The sequence below is a fragment of the Sulfurimonas sp. HSL3-1 genome, from assembly GCF_039645995.1.
In the GTDB taxonomy this organism is placed as follows: Bacteria; Campylobacterota; Campylobacteria; order Campylobacterales; family Sulfurimonadaceae; genus Thiomicrolovo; species Thiomicrolovo diazotrophicus.
This window is the reverse complement of sequence record NZ_CP147920.1, coordinates 1,557,607-1,575,078: the sequence shown is the minus strand read 5'-3', so window position 1 is coordinate 1,575,078 and position 17,472 is coordinate 1,557,607. Positions and strand designations below refer to the sequence as shown.

The window sequence follows — 17,472 nt, the reverse complement described above, 5'->3', positions numbered from 1 at the left end:
CTTACATTGCCTTTTTCTGCACAGGTTCGGTGCGGGCGTTGTGGAAGTCCCAGAGCTGCTTGTAGTGTGAATCAAGCTGGGAAAGAACGCCGTCGACGGCGATCAGGTCCTTGAATTTGCCGAAGCGTTCGTTGGGGAAGCGTTCGTACCACTCCTGCATCTCCGCCTTGAGCGCATTGCGCTTGGCGACGGTCTGTGCGATCAGGCCGCGGATTTCGTGCATCTCTTTGGTAATGATCTCAGTCATGGCTGCATCCACATCCGCATTCTCCCGACGCCGTGCCCGGATCGAGGTAGGTCTGCGCGTTTTCGGAAACAACCTTGACGTAGTTTTCCGTCGCCAGACCTTCGACGATGGTGGAGAGCGCCAGCGGCTCTTTCCCCAGGTAGTAGACGCCGATGCCTTCCGCTTCCAGAACGCCGTAGGGGCCGTTACCCATGAAAGAGTAGACGACGGAGGTTACGGAGAGATCGGCAAGCAGTTTGGCGGTTTTGACACCGTCTCCTTGGCCGCCGTTCGGAATGAAACGGAATGCCTTTTCATCATTATTATAAAGGGCGAATGCCTGAACATTTCCGAAAAGTTTCGATGACGTGGCATCCATTGACGCCTTGTCCACCGGTATAGCGATCATGTCGCCTCCTTAGATGATTTTTCCTTATATTGCAAAAAATGTTCCATACTTCTGGAACGTTCTTTGCATAAGGCTGGCTATGAAAAAGTATGCACTTGATTATTTCGGTTTTTCCAACGAGGAGGGGGACGGCTGCGTTGCCCAGTTCGTCGAGTTCCCGGAGATCAAAGGAATCGGCGATACCTTCGAGGAGGCCGAAGAGGATGCATATGAACGGCTCGAAGCCTATTTTCAAAGTCAGGAGGAGCAGATAATGACGACATTCGAAGCAGGAGTCAGTGCCTACGAGGCGAAACAGTATAAAGAGGCGTATGACCTCTTTGTCGATTCGGCGGCAAAAGCGGATGCCAATGCGATGGTGAACCTGGGCGTCATGGCGATGCAGGGCAAAGGATGCGGTCGCGACATCGAGGCGGCAAAAGAGTGGTTTGCAAAGGCGGCCGAGCAGGGCAGCATGCATGCGATGATGAGCCTGGCGCAGATCTTCGAAAAAGGGCTCGACGGTACGCCCAATGAGAAGGATGCGCTTACCTATTTCAAGCAGGCAGCCGATATCGGGCATGTCGACGCCCAGTTCAAAGCGGGCATGCTCCTCAAAGAAGCGGGCGAGAAGGCCGAAGCGATGCGCTACCTGATTACCGCCGCGCACAATAACAATGTGCGGGCGCAGGAAGTTGTCACCTACGTCAGCAACAAGGAACTGGCGACGGTGCTGAACAAGCCGTTCCGCAGTCTGCCGGTGGAAAAACAGATTACGCTGGTCATGCAGGTTATCGACCAGAAGATCCGCCCGACACTCGAAGCCGACAGCGGCGGGATCGAACTGCTCAACTACGTGCCGGGGGAGACGCCGCAGATCTGGTTGAACTACCTGGGCGCTTGCTCGGGCTGTCACCTCGGTTCAACCTCGACGGCGGATATGCTGCTCGACGCTTTCGAGGAGCTGATCGACAAAAATGTCGTCCTTTACCTGATGTAGGGAGCGCGGGATGAACAAGATAGCCGCAGTCGTTACCGATATCGAACGCACGGACATCGTTACGTACATCACGCTTCAATGCAACGAGACCCAGATCCGTCTCATCAAAACAAAGACCCCTGTCTGGGCCGGGGTGGGGGACAAGGTTTGCTTCTCCTTCCAGGAGGCGTCGGTCTGCGTCAGCAAAGAGTGCCCGGGCAAGGTCTCCATTGAAAACCGCATTCCCGGAACGTTGAAAAAGATCCGCAGCAAGGATTCGCTCTGCGAACTCACTTTTGAGAGCGATATCGGCACGGTCGTATCGCTGATCACGGAGAAGGCGTGTCATGAGCTGGGGCTCGAGGTCGGCTGCGACGCGACGATGCTGCTGCGCGGCGTCGACATCCACCTGGAACCCGATGTGGTCCCAATGACAGTAGACAGTTTCAAGAAGCGTGCAGGAACGAAAGTTGCACCGTAAAGAGCATACTTTTAACAGGAGAAACAAATGGCAGTAATGATTACGGATGAGTGCATCAACTGTGACGCTTGTGCACCGGAATGTCCGGTCGCGGCAATCTTGAGCAACGGTGACGAAAAGAACCCCTACGACGACGAGCGCTTCTATGTGAAGCCGGAGACGTGTGTTGAGTGTGTCGGCCATGCGGATGCGCCGCGTTGTGCGGAAGCGTGCCCGACCGAAGGTTCTATCGTATGGGATATGCCTTTTACCGTTGATTTCGAAGAGTACTACTCCAAAGGGAACGAAGACGGTACCTACAAGATCCGCGAACACAAAAAGAAAGGGCTGATGCTTCCGTCAGTCAAAGAACAGAAGTTCATGGATGAGATCGGTATGGACGTGCGCGAAGGCCACGCCAACGTCTCTGACTCGTTCTAATTCGTAGCGTCCGAAACACGACGTTAACACCGGGGTCACCCTAGAGTGAACCCTGGTATGTCTTAGCTTTCATGTGTCAAGCACCTTTTCGGCGGGAGAGGGTGTTTGACACATGAAAGGCGCTTTACGGTGAAGCGGATAGCTTCCTCTCGCATCATACACAAAAGGTAGTAATCATGAGAATCGCATTTGCTTCATCCACGGGCGAAAAGATCGATCAGCACTTCGGCTGGTCCAAAACCTTCCATCTGTACGAGGTCGATAAGGAGAGCGCGACGCTGCTCAAAGTTATTGAAAGCTCGGACGAGCCTGAGGAAGAAGTGGCGAAACTCAACTACAAGATCGGCACGATCGAAGAGGCGGATATTCTGTATTGCACCCAGATCGGTCCGAAGGCATCCAAGATGGTCCAGGCTGCGGGGATTCACCCCGTGCAGGTCAAGGAGGGTGAAGCGCTCCAGGGCGCGATCGACCAGATCCACGAGATGCTGAATACGCAGCCGCCCCTGTGGCTGCTGCGCATTTTCCACAAAGGTGCTCAGCGCAGCGCCTGAGGCTTTGCTTCTTCTAAAACCCCCGGGATGACGGAGGTTTCACAAGGATCAAATCCACAACAAACCTTAAAGGATAAATTATGGCTGTAATTATTGATGACAAATGTATCACCTGCGACGCCTGTCTGCAAGTCTGCCCGGTCAATGCGATTGTAGACGATTCGGATAACCCTACCGGCGAGAAGCGCTACTACGTCCAGCCTGAAAAGTGTGTTGAGTGTGTCGGGATCTACGACGATCCGCAGTGTGCCGCGATCTGCCCGAGCATCGGTACGATTACCTGGGACATGCCGTTCACACCGGAATTCGAAGAGCATTTCCTCAACGGAGAGATCTACAAACTCGGCGAAAAGAACGGCAAGCTCAAAACGCCGTCTTTCCGTAAAAAGAAATTCCGCGAGGACATCCCGGTTGAAGACCGCGGTGTCGGCAGACTGGTCGAGGAAGAGCCAGAAGAGCTGAACGAGGCGGGTTGAGGCACTGCCAATGGCCGTAAACCCTGTGCCCATTCGGGCCTTTCACCAGCGCGAAGAGCGTTATCAGGGACTGCAGATCGAATTTGACGGTTCCGAGAGCGTGAAGTCACGGATTCTCGATACGATCGACTCCGTGTCGCAGCAGCGCGGTATCTCCCCCAGCCTAAATCACTTCAGCGATGCATCGATCTATATCGAGTTTCACGACGAGTACGACCGTGACGGCGGCGAGTTTTTCGCCGACCTGCTCGGCCGTCTCGGTATAGCACAATGCGAAAGCTGCTAAAGGAAGCATCGGATGCCTTATGAACTTTGATAAAAACCGTCTGGCTGAAATCGCCGCCGCGCTTTCGCCTTTCGAAATCGACTGCGCTATTACGGTGGCCCTTAAGATCTCGGACGATACGTGCAAAATGGGTACGGGACAGCGTGCACTGTTTATGGCGCTCTACGACCTTGTGCCCGATAAAAGCAGTGCGATGTTCGCTGAAGACGCGCACGCGCTGATCCTCCAGGGACGCTCCGCGCTGAGCGATGAGATCGCCGCGGCGATCAAACCGCTGCGCGAGTCGGCCATGGATGCCATCACGCGTCCGAAGATGAAAGCTTTTAAAGCGTCGATCCGCGCGCGGCTCTCTGCCGACGAAGCGGCGTAGGCGCACCCCGGACCCTTCCACAGGGCCTTTTGGCCCTTTACCACTACGACTACAGCCTTCAGAGCCACCACCTGCCAGGCGGTGTTCTTTCCTTATTGCCTAAAAAATAATCACAACAAGAGAGCAAAAAGCCGACAAAATTGTATACCATTTTCATGAAACTTCCGCAGTCAAGGCTGCGAAAAAAGGATTAACCAATGAAGAAGTGGCTTTTGTCCATGATGATGCTTCTGCCGACGCTGGCGCTGGCAGAGGATACGCTCGATACAGGTGATACGGCCTGGATGATGGTGTCAACAGCGTTCGTACTGCTGATGACGCCGGCAGGTCTGGCACTCTTTTACGCCGGGATGACGCGTACAAAGAATGTACTTAATACCTATGCAATGGTAATGGGTGCGTTCGTGGTAGCGTTTGTGGTCTGGGTCATTGCAGGCTACTCCATCGCCTTCGGCGCGAACGAGAGCGCGGCACTGCAGAACGTGTTCGGCGGCTTCGGGAACGTCTTCCTTTCCGGTATCAACTGGTCTGACCTTTCCGGCAGCTACCCGACCTTCGTCTTCATCGCGTTCCAGGGTACGTTTGCAGCGATCACCGTTGCGATCGCATCCGGTTCCGCGATCGAGCGTATGAAGTTCTCAACATGGATGCTCTTCGTTGTCCTGTGGGGCCTGGTGGTTTACGCACCGATCACGCACATGGTATGGGGCGGCGACGGTGCCTACCTCTTCGATGAGGGTGCCCTTGACTTCGCCGGCGGTACGGTTGTCCACATGAACGGCGGTCTGGCCGGTCTGGTCCTGGCAATCATGCTCGGCAAGCGCGCAGGCTATCCTAAGACAGCCATGAAACCGGCGAGCATTATCCTCACCGCTGCCGGTGCGGCGATCCTCTGGTTCGGCTGGTACGGCTTCAACGGCGGTTCCGCATTCGGTGCGAACGCTGTTGCAGGCCTGGCGGTTCTGACAACGACCATTGCTACGGCAGCTGCCGGTGTCACCTGGATGCTGATTGAATGGTTCATGTTCAAGAAACCGACCCTGCTCGGTGTCGCTTCCGGTATCGTTGCCGGTCTCGTCGCGATCACGCCGGCAGCCGGCTTCGTCGGTGTCGGCGGTGCCTTCATCGTCGGTATCGTCGGTGCACTCATCGGCTTCTTCGGTGTGGCGATCCTGAAAAAGAAACTGGGCTACGACGACAGCCTCGACGCGTTCGGTATCCACTTCCTCGCGGGTCTGTGGGGTGCGATCGCAACGGGTATCTTCGCTCTGAACGATCAGGACCTCCTCTGGGACGGTCCGCTCAAAGCAAGCGGCGACCGTATGGGTCAGCTCTTTGTGCAGTTCGAATCTGTCCTGATCGTCGGTCTGTGGACCCTGGTCGGTACGGTCATTGTCTACCTGATCTCCTCTGCGATCACCGGCGGTGCACGCGTTGACGAAGAGACAGAGACAATGGGTCTGGACGAATCCATCCACGGCGAGCGCGGGTTCAACCTCTAATTGAACGGCTCGGGAGCCTCGGCTTCCGAACAGTGTTACAATACAAAGCACAAAAAGGATTGTCAGAATGAAAAAAGTAGAAGCGATCATCAAGCCGTTCAAGCTTGAGGATGTGAAGGATGCACTGGCTGAGATCGGTATTACCGGTATGACGGTCAGCGAAGTCAAAGGGTACGGGCGCCAGAAAGGGCACAGCGAGCTCTACCGCGGTGCGGAGTACGTCGTTGACTTCCTGCCGAAAGTAAAAATGGAGATGGTCGTCGAAGCGGCATCGGTCGACCAGGTCGTCGATACGATCGTCGAAGCGGCCCGCACCGGCAAGATCGGTGACGGTAAGATCTTCATCAGCGATATCGAAAAAATTATCCGTATCCGTACCGGCGAATCCGGCTCCGAAGCGGTATAACCTTTTCACCGGCGGGGAACTCCCGCCTTTTTCCCTCTCCACTCTTTTAGACATACCTCCCCTTTTTTAGCCCCTTTTCACCTCAAAACCGATAGATTGTCCCCATCATATTCCGGGAGTCAATCGTGAAATCATTAACAGGGAAAAGAGCCTTTGTCAGCGGGGCAACATCGGGCATAGGCGAGGCGTGCGCTCGGCGTTTGGCCGCGGCGGGTGCGGACCTGGTGCTGCACGGGCGCAGCCAGGAAAAGCTCGATGCGCTGAAAACGGCACTGTCCGAGCACGGCGTCACGATCGATACCGTGACATTCGATGTCCGCGACCGGCATGCAGTCGAGGCGGCCATGGGCGCCCTGCTGGAAGAGAGCGCCGTCGATATCCTGATCAACAACGCCGGTCTGGCGCTCGGGCTCTCACCTCTGGATGAAGGGGATGCCGACGAATGGGAGGAGATGATCGATGCGAACGTCAAGGGGCTGCTCTATGTCAGCCGCGCCGTCATCCCGCAGATGCGCCGTCGCAATGGCGGGCATATCCTCAATATCGGCTCTATCGCCGGAAAGATGACCTACCCGGGCGGCAATGTCTACTGTGCGACCAAGTCGGCCGTGCACGCGTTGACGGAGGCGATGAACATCGACCTAGACGGAACGGCCGTGCGGGTCGGCAACATCGCACCGGGGGCGGTTGAGACGAATTTCTCCGCGACCCGTTTCGGCGGTGACATGCGCAGGGCCGATGCCGTCTACGAAGGGTACGAACCGCTGCATGCCGACGACATCGCCGATCTGGCCCTCTACATGCTGCAGGCGCCGGCACACGTCAACATCCAGGATGTGCTCATCATGCCGACGGCACAGCGCAATCCTTATGTATTAAGCCGGGACGGGTAGGAAAAGGTCTAGAGGGAAAAGTTGAAGAGGGGATGCCCCGGAGGGCGGTGCGATCAGACCGCGCCGAAGAGGACTCTACCTTCGCCGCTTTTCGCCGCTTTGACGTCGTCATAGCTCTTGTCGGCGATGCGCAGTGTTGTGACCTTGATCTCGTCATAGACGGTATCGATCTTTTCGCCGGCACCGAGTTTTTTCAGGTCGCCCTTGGAGAGATCTGCATGGTCGAGCAGTTCGTTCCATACGGAGCTTTCGTCCAGTGAGAAGGCGTAAAAAGTGAAGCCCTCGTACTCGAACTTGCCGTCGGCGTCGAGGTCGGTGACGAAGAGAATATAAAGACCGTCGGTGGAAAGGACCTCTTTGTACTGTTCAACAAACGGTTCGAAGAAATCGAAGGTTTCCAGTTCGCAGGCGATGAAGTCGATTTTGTCGCTGTTGCTGACGAGGATAACCTGTGTTGCGGTCGCTTTCGGCGGGAGCTGCTTGTCGGCAGAGAGTACCTTGCCCGGCGTAATGACGAGGCTGCCGCGGTAGCCGTAATCGTATTTGTCCGTTTTCTCGCTGAAAGAAGCCTGCCACTGCAGGTTGTTCCCGTAAATGAAGTCCTGTACTGTTGACATAGGGAGTCATCCTTATATTGTGATATGGCCGTCGTGATGCAAGTTGTGTTCTATGATTTTGCGGCTAAGATTATCTCTCTCCTGTTGACGTTGATGTTCGGATCACTCTGGGATTCCTTTCATTACTGAAATTTTCTTTCTAATTTAGTAATTTATGTAAATATAAAAAAACTAAATTTAGCACATCTTAAAATGTTTATTGCTATGCTGGTGAATATCTATACTGCAAAGGGAGCGGGTAAGCTGCGAAAACCCTGCGGTATCTCTCCTTCTTTTCTACCCGTTCCCCAAGCCCCAGTGAAAGGGAACACGCCTATGCACCCGGATAAAGTGAAGCGCGAAACGACGAGAACGTTGACGGATCTGCCAAACATCGGGCCTTCGCTGGCCGGTGATCTTCGCCGGATCGGGATCAACCGTCCCGAACAGCTTGTCGGGCAGGACCCGGTTGAACTCTACGGCATACTCTGCGAGCTGACGGGTTCGGAACAGGATCCCTGTGTCCTGGATGTATTTATGTCGATTACGGATTTTATGAACGGGGGAGAGGCAAAAGTGTGGTGGGCCTATACGCCGCAGCGCAAGGCGATGCAGCAGCGCGACTGATCACTCTTCGCCGAAGATCCCGTAAGGATCGGCGTTGACCAGTGATGCGGGGTCGATCTTGATTTCGTCGACAATAAGCGTCTCGCGCTGGTGCGGAGGAAGACGAAGCAGCAGGCGTTCTTTGGCCTGTGTCTCATCCGCCGCATCGACGGGATAGGTGCGCTTTTTCGTCCCGTCGACGCGAACGTTTATCAGGTAACGCATTTCTCAGCCCGCTTCGCTTTTGTAACCGTATGTAGAGGAGATGGAGCGCAGGCGCTCCGCCGCTTTGGTGAAGGCATCGATAACGTAGTCGATCTCCTCTTCGGTCGTGAAGCGTGAAAGGCTGAGGCGGATGGCGGTATGCGCCAGTTCCGGGTCTTCGCCGATGGCGCTCATGATCGGGTTGGCTTCGAGGGACTCGGAAGCACACGCCGAACCGGTGGATGCGGCGATGCCGGCCCGGTTGAGGTCCCACAGCATCGCTTCACCTTCGATCCCGCGCAGGGAGATAAGGACGGTGTTCGGCGTGCGTTTGTCACGCGGCCCGACGATGATGGTGTCGGGGATCTTCGCCAGGGCATCTTCAAGCTTGTCGCGGAGGCGGCGGACTTCCGTGTTCATCTTATCAACGTGGCCTGCAGCCTGTTCCATCGCCAGGCCCATCCCGACGATATAGGCGACATTGAGTGTACCGGCGCGCTTACCGCCCATCTGCTCACCGCCGTGCAACAGGTTGGGAAGCTGCTTGCCCTTTTTGACGTAGAGACCGCCGACCCCTTTGGGACCGTGGAACTTGTGCGCGGAGAAGGTGAGGTAGTCGACATTGACTTTTGTCAGGTCTACCGGCAGTTTGCCGATGGCCTGGACGGCATCGCTGTGGAAGAGGATGTCGTTCTCTTTGGCAAAGGCGCTGACCTCTTCAACCGGGAAGATCATCCCCGTTTCGTTGTTGGCCCACATCATGGAGATGAGGACGGTTTTGTCGGTGACAGCCGCTTTGATCGCTTCGGCGCTGACACCGCCGTTCTCGTCCACGTCGACGTAGGTGACATCGACACCGTAGTCGCTCAGGAAGTGGAGGGTATCGAGGATACAGGGGTGCTCGACAGAGGTCGTGACGATATGGTTCTTTTCCGGGTTTTTCAGAATATGCTTGAAGTAGATCCCTTTGAGAACTGTGTTGTTGCTCTCTGTTGCACAGGAGGTGATGAGAATGTCATCTTCGTCCGGTACATTCAGGGCGTCGTACATCTTGCCCATCGCTTTGTTCAGGTGGGGGCGGACTTCCATCCCGTACAGGTGCAGGGAGTTCGGGTTCCCGAAGAGGTCCTCGAAAAAGGGCTGCATTTTGACTTTGACCAGAGGGTCGATCTTGGTAGTGGCATTGTTGTCGAGATAAACGCGCATTGAATGTTCCTCGTAATTTGGGTGTTAATGCCCCGTAGAATGCAAAATCCGTTCGAGAAGAGGGTGCAAAAGCGTTCGCTACGCAAAAAGGGGGATTTTTTTCGTGTCGAGGGGTCGATAGGCCATCTTGATTGCGGCCCATCCCCCGACTCTGCTATAATAGATATATTATGGGAACAAAAAATAATCTTTTTATTATTTTAAGTGAAATCATGATGATCGGTATTGTAACGGCTATCTTTTATAAGGCCGGGACACTCCACGTGCGGATGGAACAGGAGATTCTTGATGCCAAACAGATGTTGGTCACCGCCGACGAACTGCGGCAGACCTCCGACGACCTCACGCATTTCGCACGCTCCTATGTTGTGACGAAAGACCCCGAATTCAAACATCGCTACTACACGACCCTGGATATCCGCAACGGCATGGCGCCCAGACCCAAAGGGTATGCCAAGGTCTATTGGGACCTGTCGAAAGAGGACAGAGAACGCAAGCATCCGCCGGGGGAGAAAAAATCCATGGATGCCATCATTGCGGAACTCCCCTTTTCCCCGGAAGAAACCGCAAAACTGACAATGGCGGAAGCCAACTTAAACGAGATTGTCAAGCTGGAGATCGAGGCGATAAACGCTGCGGAAGGGCGTTTCAAGGATGCCGAGGGGATGTACACGGTCCGGGCGGAACCCGACCGGCAGAGGGCCATCGCGTTGTTGCATTCCAAGGCCTATTATGAGGCCAAGCAGAAGATTATGAATCCCATCGACGACTTTCTAAGCCTGCTCAACGACAGGATCGAGGGGATTTTCAATGCCCTGAACGCCAAACTCGCCTTTTTTGAATATGTGATGTTCGGGGTCATTGTCGGATACATCTTTATCAACCTTTTTATCTACCGCTATCTCGTCAAACGCAATAAACTTGACCGGCAAAAACTAGAGTACCTTGTGGAGCAGCGTACGCAGAACCTTGAAACATCCCAGCGCAAACTTCAGGAGGCGCAGAGCCTGGCGCACTTCGGCAGCTGGGAACTCAACCTCGAAACGAACGCGCTAACCTGGTCGGATGAAGTGTACCCGATTTTTGAAATCGATCGGGACGATTACGACGTCTCCTATGAGCTGTTCGCACACTTTATACACCCCGACGACAGGTCGTTGGTCGACCGGACCTACCAGGAGTCGGTCAGCCGTCATACGCCCTACAGAATCGAACACCGTCTGCTGTTGCGCGACGGCAGGGTCAAATATGTCCTCGAAAGCGGCGAGACTTTTTATGATGCGAAGGGTACGCCGGTCCGGTCCATCGGGACGATCTATGACATTACGGACCGCAAAAAGTATGAGCAGACCCTGAAAGACCGCGAGGCACTGTTGAGCGCGGTCGTGGAACAGAGCATGGACGGGATCGGTCTGGTGGACAGGAGTGGGCATTTCATTATGGTCAATAACGCCTATACGGAACTCGTCGGCTACTCGAAGAGCGAACTCAGCCGGATGCATGTGTTCGACCTGCTGCCCCCCGGCCAGGAACCGGAGATGTTCCCGGGGATCATCAGGACACGCCAACCGTCCCGGCGGGAGAAAAAGCTGCGGCGCAAAGACGGCACTGTCTTTTTGGCGGAGATCTCCGCCACTCCCATCATGATCGGTGAGGAGGAGCGGGTGCTTGGGATCGTCCGTGACGTTACCGAATACCGGCGGATGGAACGGGCGCTGGAGTATTCGGCGCGGCACGATGCCCTGACCGGGCTGTACAACCGCCACGTGCTGGAAAAACAGCTGAGTGCCGAGGTCGGCAGGGCGGAACGCTACAACCACCCGCTGTCGCTCTTTATGCTCGATATCGACCATTTCAAGAAGATCAACGATACCTACGGTCATCAGATCGGGGATATGGCGCTGCGAAAGGTGGCGGACATTTTGAAAAAAACGATGCGTAAAACGGACATGACTGCCCGTTACGGCGGCGAAGAGTTCGTAATCATTCTGCCCGAATCTTCACATGATGAAGCGATGGAGCTGGCACAGCGTCTGTGCGGCGAGATCGCAGGGGAGCCCTATATGACGGGGGGTGAAGGGGAGTTTTTTCTGACAGTGAGTATCGGTGTCGCCAGCCTCTCGAAAAGTACCGGCAGTCCGGTCAAACTGCTCGAAGCGGCTGATGCGGCCATGTATGCCGCAAAGCGCTCCGGCCGCAACCGGGTCGTCTCCGCTTAGGCTTCTTCCTCATGTTGAAGGGGTTTGCCGTTTTAGCCGCCGGAGATGCATACAAAACTTTCCTCTATAATACGCTCGTTGCGAGTTGAATAATCAGAAAGGAGTGTCTGGAAATCCGGGATTGGAGGGTGTGCTCCCTTGAAGGTATAGGGAGCGAAGAGAGGGATTACGCCTCGGCGCTCTCGTCCTCTTTTTTGAAGGTATAGATCGGTTCGGTTGTCGGGTCGGCGACGACCGCCTCGGTGATCGTGACACTCTCGAGGTTCTCTCTTGAGGGGCAGCTGTACTGCAGTGGCAGCATCGCCTCTTCGATGATCCCGCGAAGACCGCGGGCGCCGACACCCTTGTCGATCGCCTGCTGGGCGATCGCTTCGAGGGCCTTCTCTTCGAACTCGAGGGTGATACCGTCCATCTCGAAGAGCGCCTGGAACTGTTTGATCAGGGCGTTGTCCGGTTCCTGGAGAATCTGGACCATCTGATCCTTGGTCAGTTCGCGCAGCTGCGCGATGACCGGGATACGCCCGATGAACTCGGGGATGATACCGTAGTGGACCAGCGCGCGCTGGTCGACTTTGAAGTCGGCAGCCATCTCGCTCTTCTGAACCTTCGCGAAGCCGACTTTATTGGTGCGCTTCGTATGCTTATCCGGCACGAGGCCGACGAAGGCGCCCCCGCAGACGAAGAGGACGTGCGTCGTGTCGAAGAGGACGGTCTCCGTTGTGGAGTTTTTACGGCTCCCTTTGACCGGGACGTAGACTTCGCTGCCCTCCAGGATCTTGAGCAGACCCTGCTGGACACCCTCGCCGGAGACGTCGCGGCCCATTGTGGCGCTTTCGCTTTTACGGGCGATCTTGTCGATCTCGTCGATGTAGATAATCCCGCGCTGGGCGGCTTCGATGTCGTAGTTGGCCGCGGCAAGGAGGCGTGAGAGGATGCTCTCGACGTCTTCGCCGACGTAGCCTGCTTCGGTCAGGGCCGTGGCATCGGCGACGGCGAAGGGGACGTTCATGATCTTGGCAAGGGACTTGGCGAGCAGCGTCTTACCACTTCCCGTCGGTCCAAGCAGCATGATGTTCGATTTTTCCAGTTCGACATTATTGTAGATAGGGTTTTCGATCCGCTTGTAGTGGTTGTACAGTGCGACGGCGAGGACTTTTTTCGCGTCCTCCTGACCGATAATGTACTTGTCGAGGAACTCGACGATTTTCGCGGGCTTCGGCAGCTCCTGGTGCAGTTTTTCCTGCTGTTCGTAGCGGACTTCCTTTTGCAGGATGTTCGAACAGGTCGTGACACACTCGTTACAGATATTGGTGTTCTCAGAAGAGAACATTTTTTTCACTTCGCTCTGCTTACGCCCGCAGAACGAACATGTTTTTTCTTCTTTGGTACTCATCAGACTTCCTTTTTCGTAATAGCATTGAGGATCTGGTCCGCCAGACCGAATTTGATAGCATCTTCAGCAATGAAGTAGTTGTCCCGATCGCTGGCTTTCTCAATGGTTTTGACTGTCGCGCCGGTCGCTTCGGCGAGGATCTTGTAGAGCCGTTTTTTGAGGCTGATAATGTGGTTGGCCTGGATCTCGATATCGCTGGCCTGGCCCTGCGCACCGCCCAGGGGCTGGTGGATCATCACTTCAGCGTTGGGGAGCACGTAGCGGTGCCCCGGTTCGCCGCAGGTAAAGAGAACGGCAGCCATCGATGCGACCATGCCCAGACCGTAAGTGTAGACCGGCGCGCTGATCAGTTGCATGGTGTCAAGGATGGCGAGGCCCGCCATGACCGAACCGCCCGGAGAACTGATATACATGTGGATCGGCTCTTCGGAATCTTCGGCTTCAAGATAAAGCAGCTGGGAGACGATAATCCCCATCATGTGGTCGTCAATCGGTTCGGTGATCATGATGACACGGTCGCCCATCAGTTTGGAAAAAAGGTCAAAATAGCGTTCGCCCCGGGGGGTTCTGTCTTTTACGGTTGGTATGTATGGCATAAGTTTCCTTTGTGTGGCTTCGCCGCGTCATCCCGCTAAGCGATCGCTCGAGATTGAGTATCGTTTGCCCCGCATGGGGCAGGTGTATATTGTTTAGATAAAGGCCTCGGTAAAGGCTTCGAGAGACATCTCGATCAGTTCGAGGTTGTGTTTTTCAACAAACTTTTTCTCTTTCTTTCCGAGCTCCTGGTCACTAATGAAGTAACCGCCCTCGAGATCGTGTGTCAGTTCGTTGGCGACCATGCGGTCGGTGTCGCGGTCGAAATAGGTACCCATAAAGAGGTACTTTTTCGTCTTGCGGTAGGTTTTGAGCACGGACGGCACGGCAAAACCGCCCATCGCCTCGGTGAGCCAGTCGACGTAGTCGGCGTCGGAGATGACAAAGCTCGGCTCCGGCAGCGGTGCTCCCATTGGCTTGAAGATAATCTTCTGGGCGTCGTCGAGGGCCTCTTCGTCTACCTGGAAGTACTTCTTGTTCTCGACATCCCACTCGTAGATCTCGTAGCGGTAGTCGTTGTCAAGGATACGGGACTTCCCGATAATGAGCGTGTGCGGTTCGAAGGCGAGCATCTCCTGCAGCTTGGCATCGCGGTTGGTGTCGATGATGAAGCGCGGAGACATGTTGAGGATCGCCTTGTGCAGCGGCGTCGGTTCAAACTCCTTGGTATAGATCCAGTTGGTCATCTGCTGGATGTAGTCGACGCCCCGGCGCTGTTCCAGGTGCATGGCGGCGCGGGAGTATTCGAACATCAGACGCGGGCTCATGGCACGGCCGTTGTTCATCATCAGGATCATAGAATCCGAGTCAAAGGGCATCTGTTCACCCTCTTTGGTCGTGATGCCTTTGAAGATTCCCAGCCCGAAATAGGGGACGGTCGTCTGGTTGCGGATCTCTTTCTTGATCGTTTCGATCAGTTCACTGTAGTCTTTGGTCTCTGTTGTTGTCATTGTTTCGCTCATTAGTGGCATCCTTTTCCGGTATAGCATTCCTGCGCAGCATAGACTTTCCGTACGGCCGTTTCGGCGTTGAACGGATCATGCAGGTTCTTGGCAAATTCATCATAGTAGAGTGCACCATCCTTGGAGATGATGAACAGGGCCTTGGTCAGCTCCCCGTCGAGGGGCTCACCGCTGAGGCGGACACCGTACCAGTCGGCGAACTCTTCGTCGCTGTCAAGCAGGAAGCGGAAGCCTTCGACCTTAGGGTCCTCGTGGGAGGTCGCGGCGACGATCAGCGACGCGGTGACGTCGTCGGCTTTCGGAAGGGCCTTGCCGATGGCTTGCAGTTCGGCGATGCAGTTGTCATCTATAAAAGGGACCGTTACGATCAGATGGGTCTTGCCGTCCTGTCCCCCGACGCTCTGTGACGTACCGTCCGGGGCTTTGAGCATGACCTTTTCGGAAGCGTACCCGATGTCAAGCGGCTGCTCTTCAAGACGCATAGTAGACGTGTTCAACTGTATTTGCAAGCGAAGCTCCTATGATGAAATTTTTGATGGCGTTCTCCGTCGTACGGATGACGGAGGGGAATTTGAACAGGTGGATGCCGCCGTTGGTCAATGCCCGTTTGGTGTTGTCGCAGAAACGGTCGGCCAGCAGGTAGCTGCAGCCGGCGAGCACTTCAAGCAGGGCATAGTGTTCGGTGATATGGCGGATGTCTTTTTGACGCTCTTCATCGCAGGTGCACGTGGTCGAAGAGGTGTCAAAAAGGCCGCACGCCGTTTTGCACCACGGGTTCATCTCGACGCTCAGCAGTGAGATACCGACCCGGCTCTTTTCCATAACGATTTCATAAATACCGAATTTCGGGGCGGTCGAAGGGTTATCGCGATAGAGCTCAAGCTGTTGATTGAACGGGACAGCGATCTTCATAGGTTTTCCTTTACCGTCGCCCGGAATCAGGCGTACTTGCAGCGTAAATTGCAAGATGCGTTCCAGTCGGGAGTTCCCCGCCCGCCGTGGATTAGACGGAAATACGCCTTTGTGTATGAGTTGCTATTTAATAATGTTGCGGTGCAATATGGTGTGGGGTGAGGGGACAAAATTGTCGAGATTGTCGGTGGTGGTAGCCCCAACACGGGGAAAAGGGCTGGAATAGGGTTTGCAACATTGGCAGCAGAATATGATTGTAGCTACATGATGCAAGGTCAGGTTCGTCAAACCTATACATCTATTAAAGGAGCTAAAATGAGCTGCGGTTCAAGCCCAACAGAATCAGCATTGCCAGCTGATATTGCAGAAAAGGTCCACGATCACCCATGTTACTCTGAAGGAGCCCACCACCACTACGCACGTATCCACGTTGCGGTTGCACCGGCATGTAATATCCAGTGTAACTACTGTAACCGTAAATACGACTGTTCCAACGAGAGCCGTCCTGGGGTTACAAGCGAACGCCTGACGCCGGAAGAATCCGTCAAGAAGGTTATGTTCGTCGGCGGTGAAGTTCAGCGTATGAGTGTTCTTGGTATTGCCGGACCGGGGGATGCCCTCGCCAACCCGGAAAAAACATTCAAGACATTCGAAATGGTCCGCGAAAAAGCGCCTGACCTGAAACTTTGTCTCTCTACGAACGGTCTTGCCCTGCCGGACTACGTTGACGAAATGGTCAAATATGACATTGACCACATCACGGTCACGATCAACTCTGTCGACGAAACAGGTGAGATCGGTTCGAAAATCTATCCGTGGATCTACCACAACAACAAACGTATCTACGGCAAAGAAGCGGCACGCATCCTGCTCGAGAAGCAACTCGAAGGTATGGCGAAGTGTGTTGAACACGGTATCCTCATCAAAGCGAACTCCGTTCTGATCCCGGGTATCAACGACAAGCACCTGCCGGAAGTTTCCAAGAAACTGAAAGAGATCGGTGTCTTCCTCCACAACATCATGCCGATCATCTCCGAGCCGGAGTTCGGTACGAAATTCGCCCTCGACGGTGTTCCGTCTGCGACTGACCAGCAGCAGATGGAAGTGCAAGAAGCGTGCGGTATGGATATGAAACTGATGCAGCACTGCCGCCAGTGCCGCGCAGATGCCGTCGGTCTGATCGGTGAAGACCGCGGTGCGGAATTCACGAAAGAACGCTTCGCAGAAATGAGCTTCGACGCACTCGAAGAGCATTACAACGTTGAAGGACGCAAAGAGGCGCACGCCAAGATCGAAGAGTTCCGCTTCTTCCTTGACAGAGCGAACGAGCGTGTCCGTAAAGAGAAAGCAGACCTCAGTTCTGACGGTCAGACGATCCTCGTTGCCGTTACGACAGCGGGCGAAGGTATGATCAACCAGCACTTCGGTTCTGTCAAAGAGTTCCTCATCTACGAAGCAGGCGACCTCGGTATCCGCTTCATCCACCACCGCAAACTCGACTATGAGTACTGTGCAGGTCCGGATGGCACGAACCCGATCGACGCTATTGTTGAAAAACTCAAAGACTGTAAGCTGATCCTCACGGCGAAGATCGGCGGTTGTCCGCAGGATGACCTCAAAGCTGCCGGCCTCGTCGCCGACATGAGCTACGCTTATCAGCCGATGGAAGCTTCCGTCCTGAAAGCAACACGCAAATACTTCAATCTCCCCGAGGAGATGGAAGCGAACTAAGCAATCGCTCTCCCCGCTTCGGCGGGAAACAGCGGAAGGCCGCTAACAAGCAGAAAATGCTTTCGCAT

The 17,472-nt window shown here is 54.8% G+C and carries 23 protein-coding genes; 13 read left to right on the top strand and 10 right to left on the bottom strand.

Going from position 1 to position 17,472, the window contains the following annotated elements; genetic code table 11:
- Position 1 precedes the first annotated feature (1 nt).
- Both WCY31_RS08165 and WCY31_RS08160 read right to left on the bottom strand, forming a co-directional pair.
- A complete protein-coding gene (locus tag WCY31_RS08165; protein ID WP_231018434.1) occupies positions 2-247 on the bottom strand; it encodes a hypothetical protein in 246 nt (81 codons plus the stop codon).
- Positions 240-635 carry a NifB/NifX family molybdenum-iron cluster-binding protein gene (locus WCY31_RS08160; protein WP_345969308.1) on the bottom strand — a complete coding sequence of 132 codons (396 nt, stop codon included), beginning with the start codon at positions 633-635 and terminating at the stop codon, positions 240-242. The genes WCY31_RS08165 and WCY31_RS08160 overlap by 8 nt, the downstream gene beginning before the upstream one ends.
- Positions 636-714: 79 nt before the next feature.
- Here WCY31_RS08160 and WCY31_RS08155 point away from each other — a divergent pair, with 79 nt between their 5' ends.
- The 10 genes from WCY31_RS08155 (at position 715) to WCY31_RS08110 (ending at position 6,981) form a co-directional block, all read left to right on the top strand.
- Positions 715-1,614, top strand: a complete 900-nt coding sequence (locus tag WCY31_RS08155) for a NifU family protein (protein ID WP_345972006.1) — start codon at positions 715-717, stop codon at positions 1,612-1,614.
- A gap of 10 nt (positions 1,615-1,624) precedes the next feature.
- Entirely contained in the window at positions 1,625-2,074 is a 450-nt protein-coding gene (locus tag WCY31_RS08150) for a TOBE domain-containing protein (protein ID WP_345969306.1), read from the top strand.
- A 27-nt stretch (positions 2,075-2,101) separates the two neighbouring features.
- Positions 2,102-2,494 carry a 4Fe-4S dicluster domain-containing protein gene (locus WCY31_RS08145; protein WP_231018430.1) on the top strand — a complete coding sequence of 131 codons (393 nt, stop codon included), beginning with the start codon at positions 2,102-2,104 and terminating at the stop codon, positions 2,492-2,494.
- Positions 2,495-2,670: 176 nt separating this feature from the next.
- Positions 2,671-3,048 (top strand): NifB/NifX family molybdenum-iron cluster-binding protein, encoded by a 378-nt coding sequence (locus tag WCY31_RS08140; RefSeq protein WP_231018429.1) that lies wholly within the window; start codon positions 2,671-2,673, stop codon positions 3,046-3,048.
- An 80-nt stretch (positions 3,049-3,128) separates the two neighbouring features.
- A complete protein-coding gene (locus WCY31_RS08135; RefSeq protein WP_345969305.1) occupies positions 3,129-3,524 on the top strand; it encodes a 4Fe-4S dicluster domain-containing protein in 396 nt (131 codons plus the stop codon).
- A 10-nt stretch (positions 3,525-3,534) separates the two neighbouring features.
- The gene (locus tag WCY31_RS08130; RefSeq protein WP_345969304.1) at positions 3,535-3,810 is read left to right on the top strand and encodes a hypothetical protein; all 276 of its coding nucleotides are present in this window, start codon (positions 3,535-3,537) and stop codon (positions 3,808-3,810) included.
- Between the two features lie 19 nt (positions 3,811-3,829).
- Positions 3,830-4,180, top strand: coding sequence for a hypothetical protein (locus tag WCY31_RS08125; RefSeq protein ID WP_345969303.1), 351 nt, complete (start codon positions 3,830-3,832; stop codon positions 4,178-4,180).
- 197 nt (positions 4,181-4,377) lie between these two features.
- The gene (locus tag WCY31_RS08120) at positions 4,378-5,682 is read left to right on the top strand and encodes an ammonium transporter (RefSeq protein WP_345972005.1); all 1,305 of its coding nucleotides are present in this window, start codon (positions 4,378-4,380) and stop codon (positions 5,680-5,682) included.
- A gap of 67 nt (positions 5,683-5,749) precedes the next feature.
- Positions 5,750-6,088, top strand: coding sequence for a P-II family nitrogen regulator (locus WCY31_RS08115; protein WP_231018425.1), 339 nt, complete (start codon positions 5,750-5,752; stop codon positions 6,086-6,088).
- 125 nt (positions 6,089-6,213) lie between these two features.
- The gene (locus tag WCY31_RS08110) at positions 6,214-6,981 is read left to right on the top strand and encodes an SDR family NAD(P)-dependent oxidoreductase (protein ID WP_345972004.1); all 768 of its coding nucleotides are present in this window, start codon (positions 6,214-6,216) and stop codon (positions 6,979-6,981) included.
- A 53-nt stretch (positions 6,982-7,034) separates the two neighbouring features.
- Here WCY31_RS08110 and WCY31_RS08105 read toward each other — a convergent pair whose 3' ends face one another.
- Positions 7,035-7,598, bottom strand: a complete 564-nt coding sequence (locus WCY31_RS08105) for a hypothetical protein (protein ID WP_345969300.1) — start codon at positions 7,596-7,598, stop codon at positions 7,035-7,037.
- Between the two features lie 315 nt (positions 7,599-7,913).
- On the opposite strand from WCY31_RS08105, the gene WCY31_RS08100 reads away from it, so the two are divergent.
- On the top strand, positions 7,914-8,204 hold the full coding sequence (locus WCY31_RS08100; RefSeq protein WP_345969299.1) for a helix-hairpin-helix domain-containing protein: 291 nt from the start codon (positions 7,914-7,916) through the stop codon (positions 8,202-8,204).
- Here WCY31_RS08100 and WCY31_RS08095 read toward each other — a convergent pair whose 3' ends face one another.
- Both WCY31_RS08095 and WCY31_RS08090 read right to left on the bottom strand, forming a co-directional pair.
- Positions 8,205-8,408, bottom strand: coding sequence for a hypothetical protein (locus tag WCY31_RS08095; protein WP_345969298.1), 204 nt, complete (start codon positions 8,406-8,408; stop codon positions 8,205-8,207).
- Positions 8,409-8,411: 3 nt separating this feature from the next.
- The gene (locus tag WCY31_RS08090; protein WP_345972003.1) at positions 8,412-9,593 is read right to left on the bottom strand and encodes a NifS family cysteine desulfurase; all 1,182 of its coding nucleotides are present in this window, start codon (positions 9,591-9,593) and stop codon (positions 8,412-8,414) included.
- Positions 9,594-9,805: 212 nt separating this feature from the next.
- Between WCY31_RS08090 and WCY31_RS08085 the strand changes: the two genes are divergently transcribed.
- Positions 9,806-11,812, top strand: coding sequence for a diguanylate cyclase (locus WCY31_RS08085; protein ID WP_345972002.1), 2,007 nt, complete (start codon positions 9,806-9,808; stop codon positions 11,810-11,812).
- Positions 11,813-11,978: 166 nt separating this feature from the next.
- On the opposite strand, the gene clpX is transcribed toward WCY31_RS08085, so the two are convergent.
- The 5 genes from clpX to WCY31_RS08060 form a co-directional block, all read right to left on the bottom strand.
- Positions 11,979-13,205 carry an ATP-dependent Clp protease ATP-binding subunit ClpX gene (gene clpX / locus WCY31_RS08080; RefSeq protein ID WP_345969295.1) on the bottom strand — a complete coding sequence of 409 codons (1,227 nt, stop codon included), beginning with the start codon at positions 13,203-13,205 and terminating at the stop codon, positions 11,979-11,981.
- Entirely contained in the window at positions 13,205-13,801 is a 597-nt protein-coding gene (locus tag WCY31_RS08075) for an ATP-dependent Clp protease proteolytic subunit (protein ID WP_345969294.1), read from the bottom strand. The genes clpX and WCY31_RS08075 overlap by 1 nt, the downstream gene beginning before the upstream one ends.
- Before the next feature lie 93 nt (positions 13,802-13,894).
- Entirely contained in the window at positions 13,895-14,761 is an 867-nt protein-coding gene (locus tag WCY31_RS08070) for a hypothetical protein (protein ID WP_345969293.1), read from the bottom strand.
- Complete coding sequence (locus WCY31_RS08065) at positions 14,761-15,243, bottom strand: redoxin family protein (RefSeq protein ID WP_345972001.1); 483 nt, start codon at positions 15,241-15,243, stop codon at positions 14,761-14,763. The genes WCY31_RS08070 and WCY31_RS08065 overlap by 1 nt, the downstream gene beginning before the upstream one ends.
- Complete coding sequence (locus tag WCY31_RS08060; RefSeq protein ID WP_345969291.1) at positions 15,233-15,673, bottom strand: hypothetical protein; 441 nt, start codon at positions 15,671-15,673, stop codon at positions 15,233-15,235. The genes WCY31_RS08065 and WCY31_RS08060 overlap by 11 nt, the downstream gene beginning before the upstream one ends.
- A gap of 348 nt (positions 15,674-16,021) precedes the next feature.
- Between WCY31_RS08060 and nifB the strand changes: the two genes are divergently transcribed.
- Positions 16,022-17,404, top strand: a complete 1,383-nt coding sequence (gene nifB, locus WCY31_RS08055) for a nitrogenase cofactor biosynthesis protein NifB (RefSeq protein WP_345969290.1) — start codon at positions 16,022-16,024, stop codon at positions 17,402-17,404.
- The last annotated feature ends 68 nt before the right edge of the window (positions 17,405-17,472 follow it).

What these genes read in the sequence shown, in the direction of transcription:
- WCY31_RS08165 (WP_231018434.1), bottom strand. Translation starts at nt 247, where the DNA reads ATGACTGAGATCATTACCAAAGAGATGCACGAAATCCGCGGCCTGATC.
- WCY31_RS08160 (WP_345969308.1), bottom strand. Translation starts at nt 635, where the DNA reads ATGATCGCTATACCGGTGGACAAGGCGTCAATGGATGCCACGTCATCG.
- WCY31_RS08155 (WP_345972006.1), top strand. Translation starts at nt 715, where the DNA reads ATGAAAAAGTATGCACTTGATTATTTCGGTTTTTCCAACGAGGAGGGG.
- WCY31_RS08150 (WP_345969306.1), top strand. Translation starts at nt 1,625, where the DNA reads ATGAACAAGATAGCCGCAGTCGTTACCGATATCGAACGCACGGACATC.
- WCY31_RS08145 (WP_231018430.1), top strand. Translation starts at nt 2,102, where the DNA reads ATGGCAGTAATGATTACGGATGAGTGCATCAACTGTGACGCTTGTGCA.
- WCY31_RS08140 (WP_231018429.1), top strand. Translation starts at nt 2,671, where the DNA reads ATGAGAATCGCATTTGCTTCATCCACGGGCGAAAAGATCGATCAGCAC.
- WCY31_RS08135 (WP_345969305.1), top strand. Translation starts at nt 3,129, where the DNA reads ATGGCTGTAATTATTGATGACAAATGTATCACCTGCGACGCCTGTCTG.
- WCY31_RS08130 (WP_345969304.1), top strand. Translation starts at nt 3,535, where the DNA reads ATGGCCGTAAACCCTGTGCCCATTCGGGCCTTTCACCAGCGCGAAGAG.
- WCY31_RS08125 (WP_345969303.1), top strand. Translation starts at nt 3,830, where the DNA reads ATGAACTTTGATAAAAACCGTCTGGCTGAAATCGCCGCCGCGCTTTCG.
- WCY31_RS08120 (WP_345972005.1), top strand. Translation starts at nt 4,378, where the DNA reads ATGAAGAAGTGGCTTTTGTCCATGATGATGCTTCTGCCGACGCTGGCG.
- WCY31_RS08115 (WP_231018425.1), top strand. Translation starts at nt 5,750, where the DNA reads ATGAAAAAAGTAGAAGCGATCATCAAGCCGTTCAAGCTTGAGGATGTG.
- WCY31_RS08105 (WP_345969300.1), bottom strand. Translation starts at nt 7,598, where the DNA reads ATGTCAACAGTACAGGACTTCATTTACGGGAACAACCTGCAGTGGCAG.
- WCY31_RS08100 (WP_345969299.1), top strand. Translation starts at nt 7,914, where the DNA reads ATGCACCCGGATAAAGTGAAGCGCGAAACGACGAGAACGTTGACGGAT.
- WCY31_RS08095 (WP_345969298.1), bottom strand. Translation starts at nt 8,408, where the DNA reads ATGCGTTACCTGATAAACGTTCGCGTCGACGGGACGAAAAAGCGCACC.
- WCY31_RS08090 (WP_345972003.1), bottom strand. Translation starts at nt 9,593, where the DNA reads ATGCGCGTTTATCTCGACAACAATGCCACTACCAAGATCGACCCTCTG.
- WCY31_RS08085 (WP_345972002.1), top strand. Translation starts at nt 9,806, where the DNA reads ATGATGATCGGTATTGTAACGGCTATCTTTTATAAGGCCGGGACACTC.
- clpX (WP_345969295.1), bottom strand. Translation starts at nt 13,205, where the DNA reads ATGAGTACCAAAGAAGAAAAAACATGTTCGTTCTGCGGGCGTAAGCAG.
- WCY31_RS08075 (WP_345969294.1), bottom strand. Translation starts at nt 13,801, where the DNA reads ATGCCATACATACCAACCGTAAAAGACAGAACCCCCCGGGGCGAACGC.
- WCY31_RS08070 (WP_345969293.1), bottom strand. Translation starts at nt 14,761, where the DNA reads ATGAGCGAAACAATGACAACAACAGAGACCAAAGACTACAGTGAACTG.
- WCY31_RS08065 (WP_345972001.1), bottom strand. Translation starts at nt 15,243, where the DNA reads ATGCGTCTTGAAGAGCAGCCGCTTGACATCGGGTACGCTTCCGAAAAG.
- WCY31_RS08060 (WP_345969291.1), bottom strand. Translation starts at nt 15,673, where the DNA reads ATGAAGATCGCTGTCCCGTTCAATCAACAGCTTGAGCTCTATCGCGAT.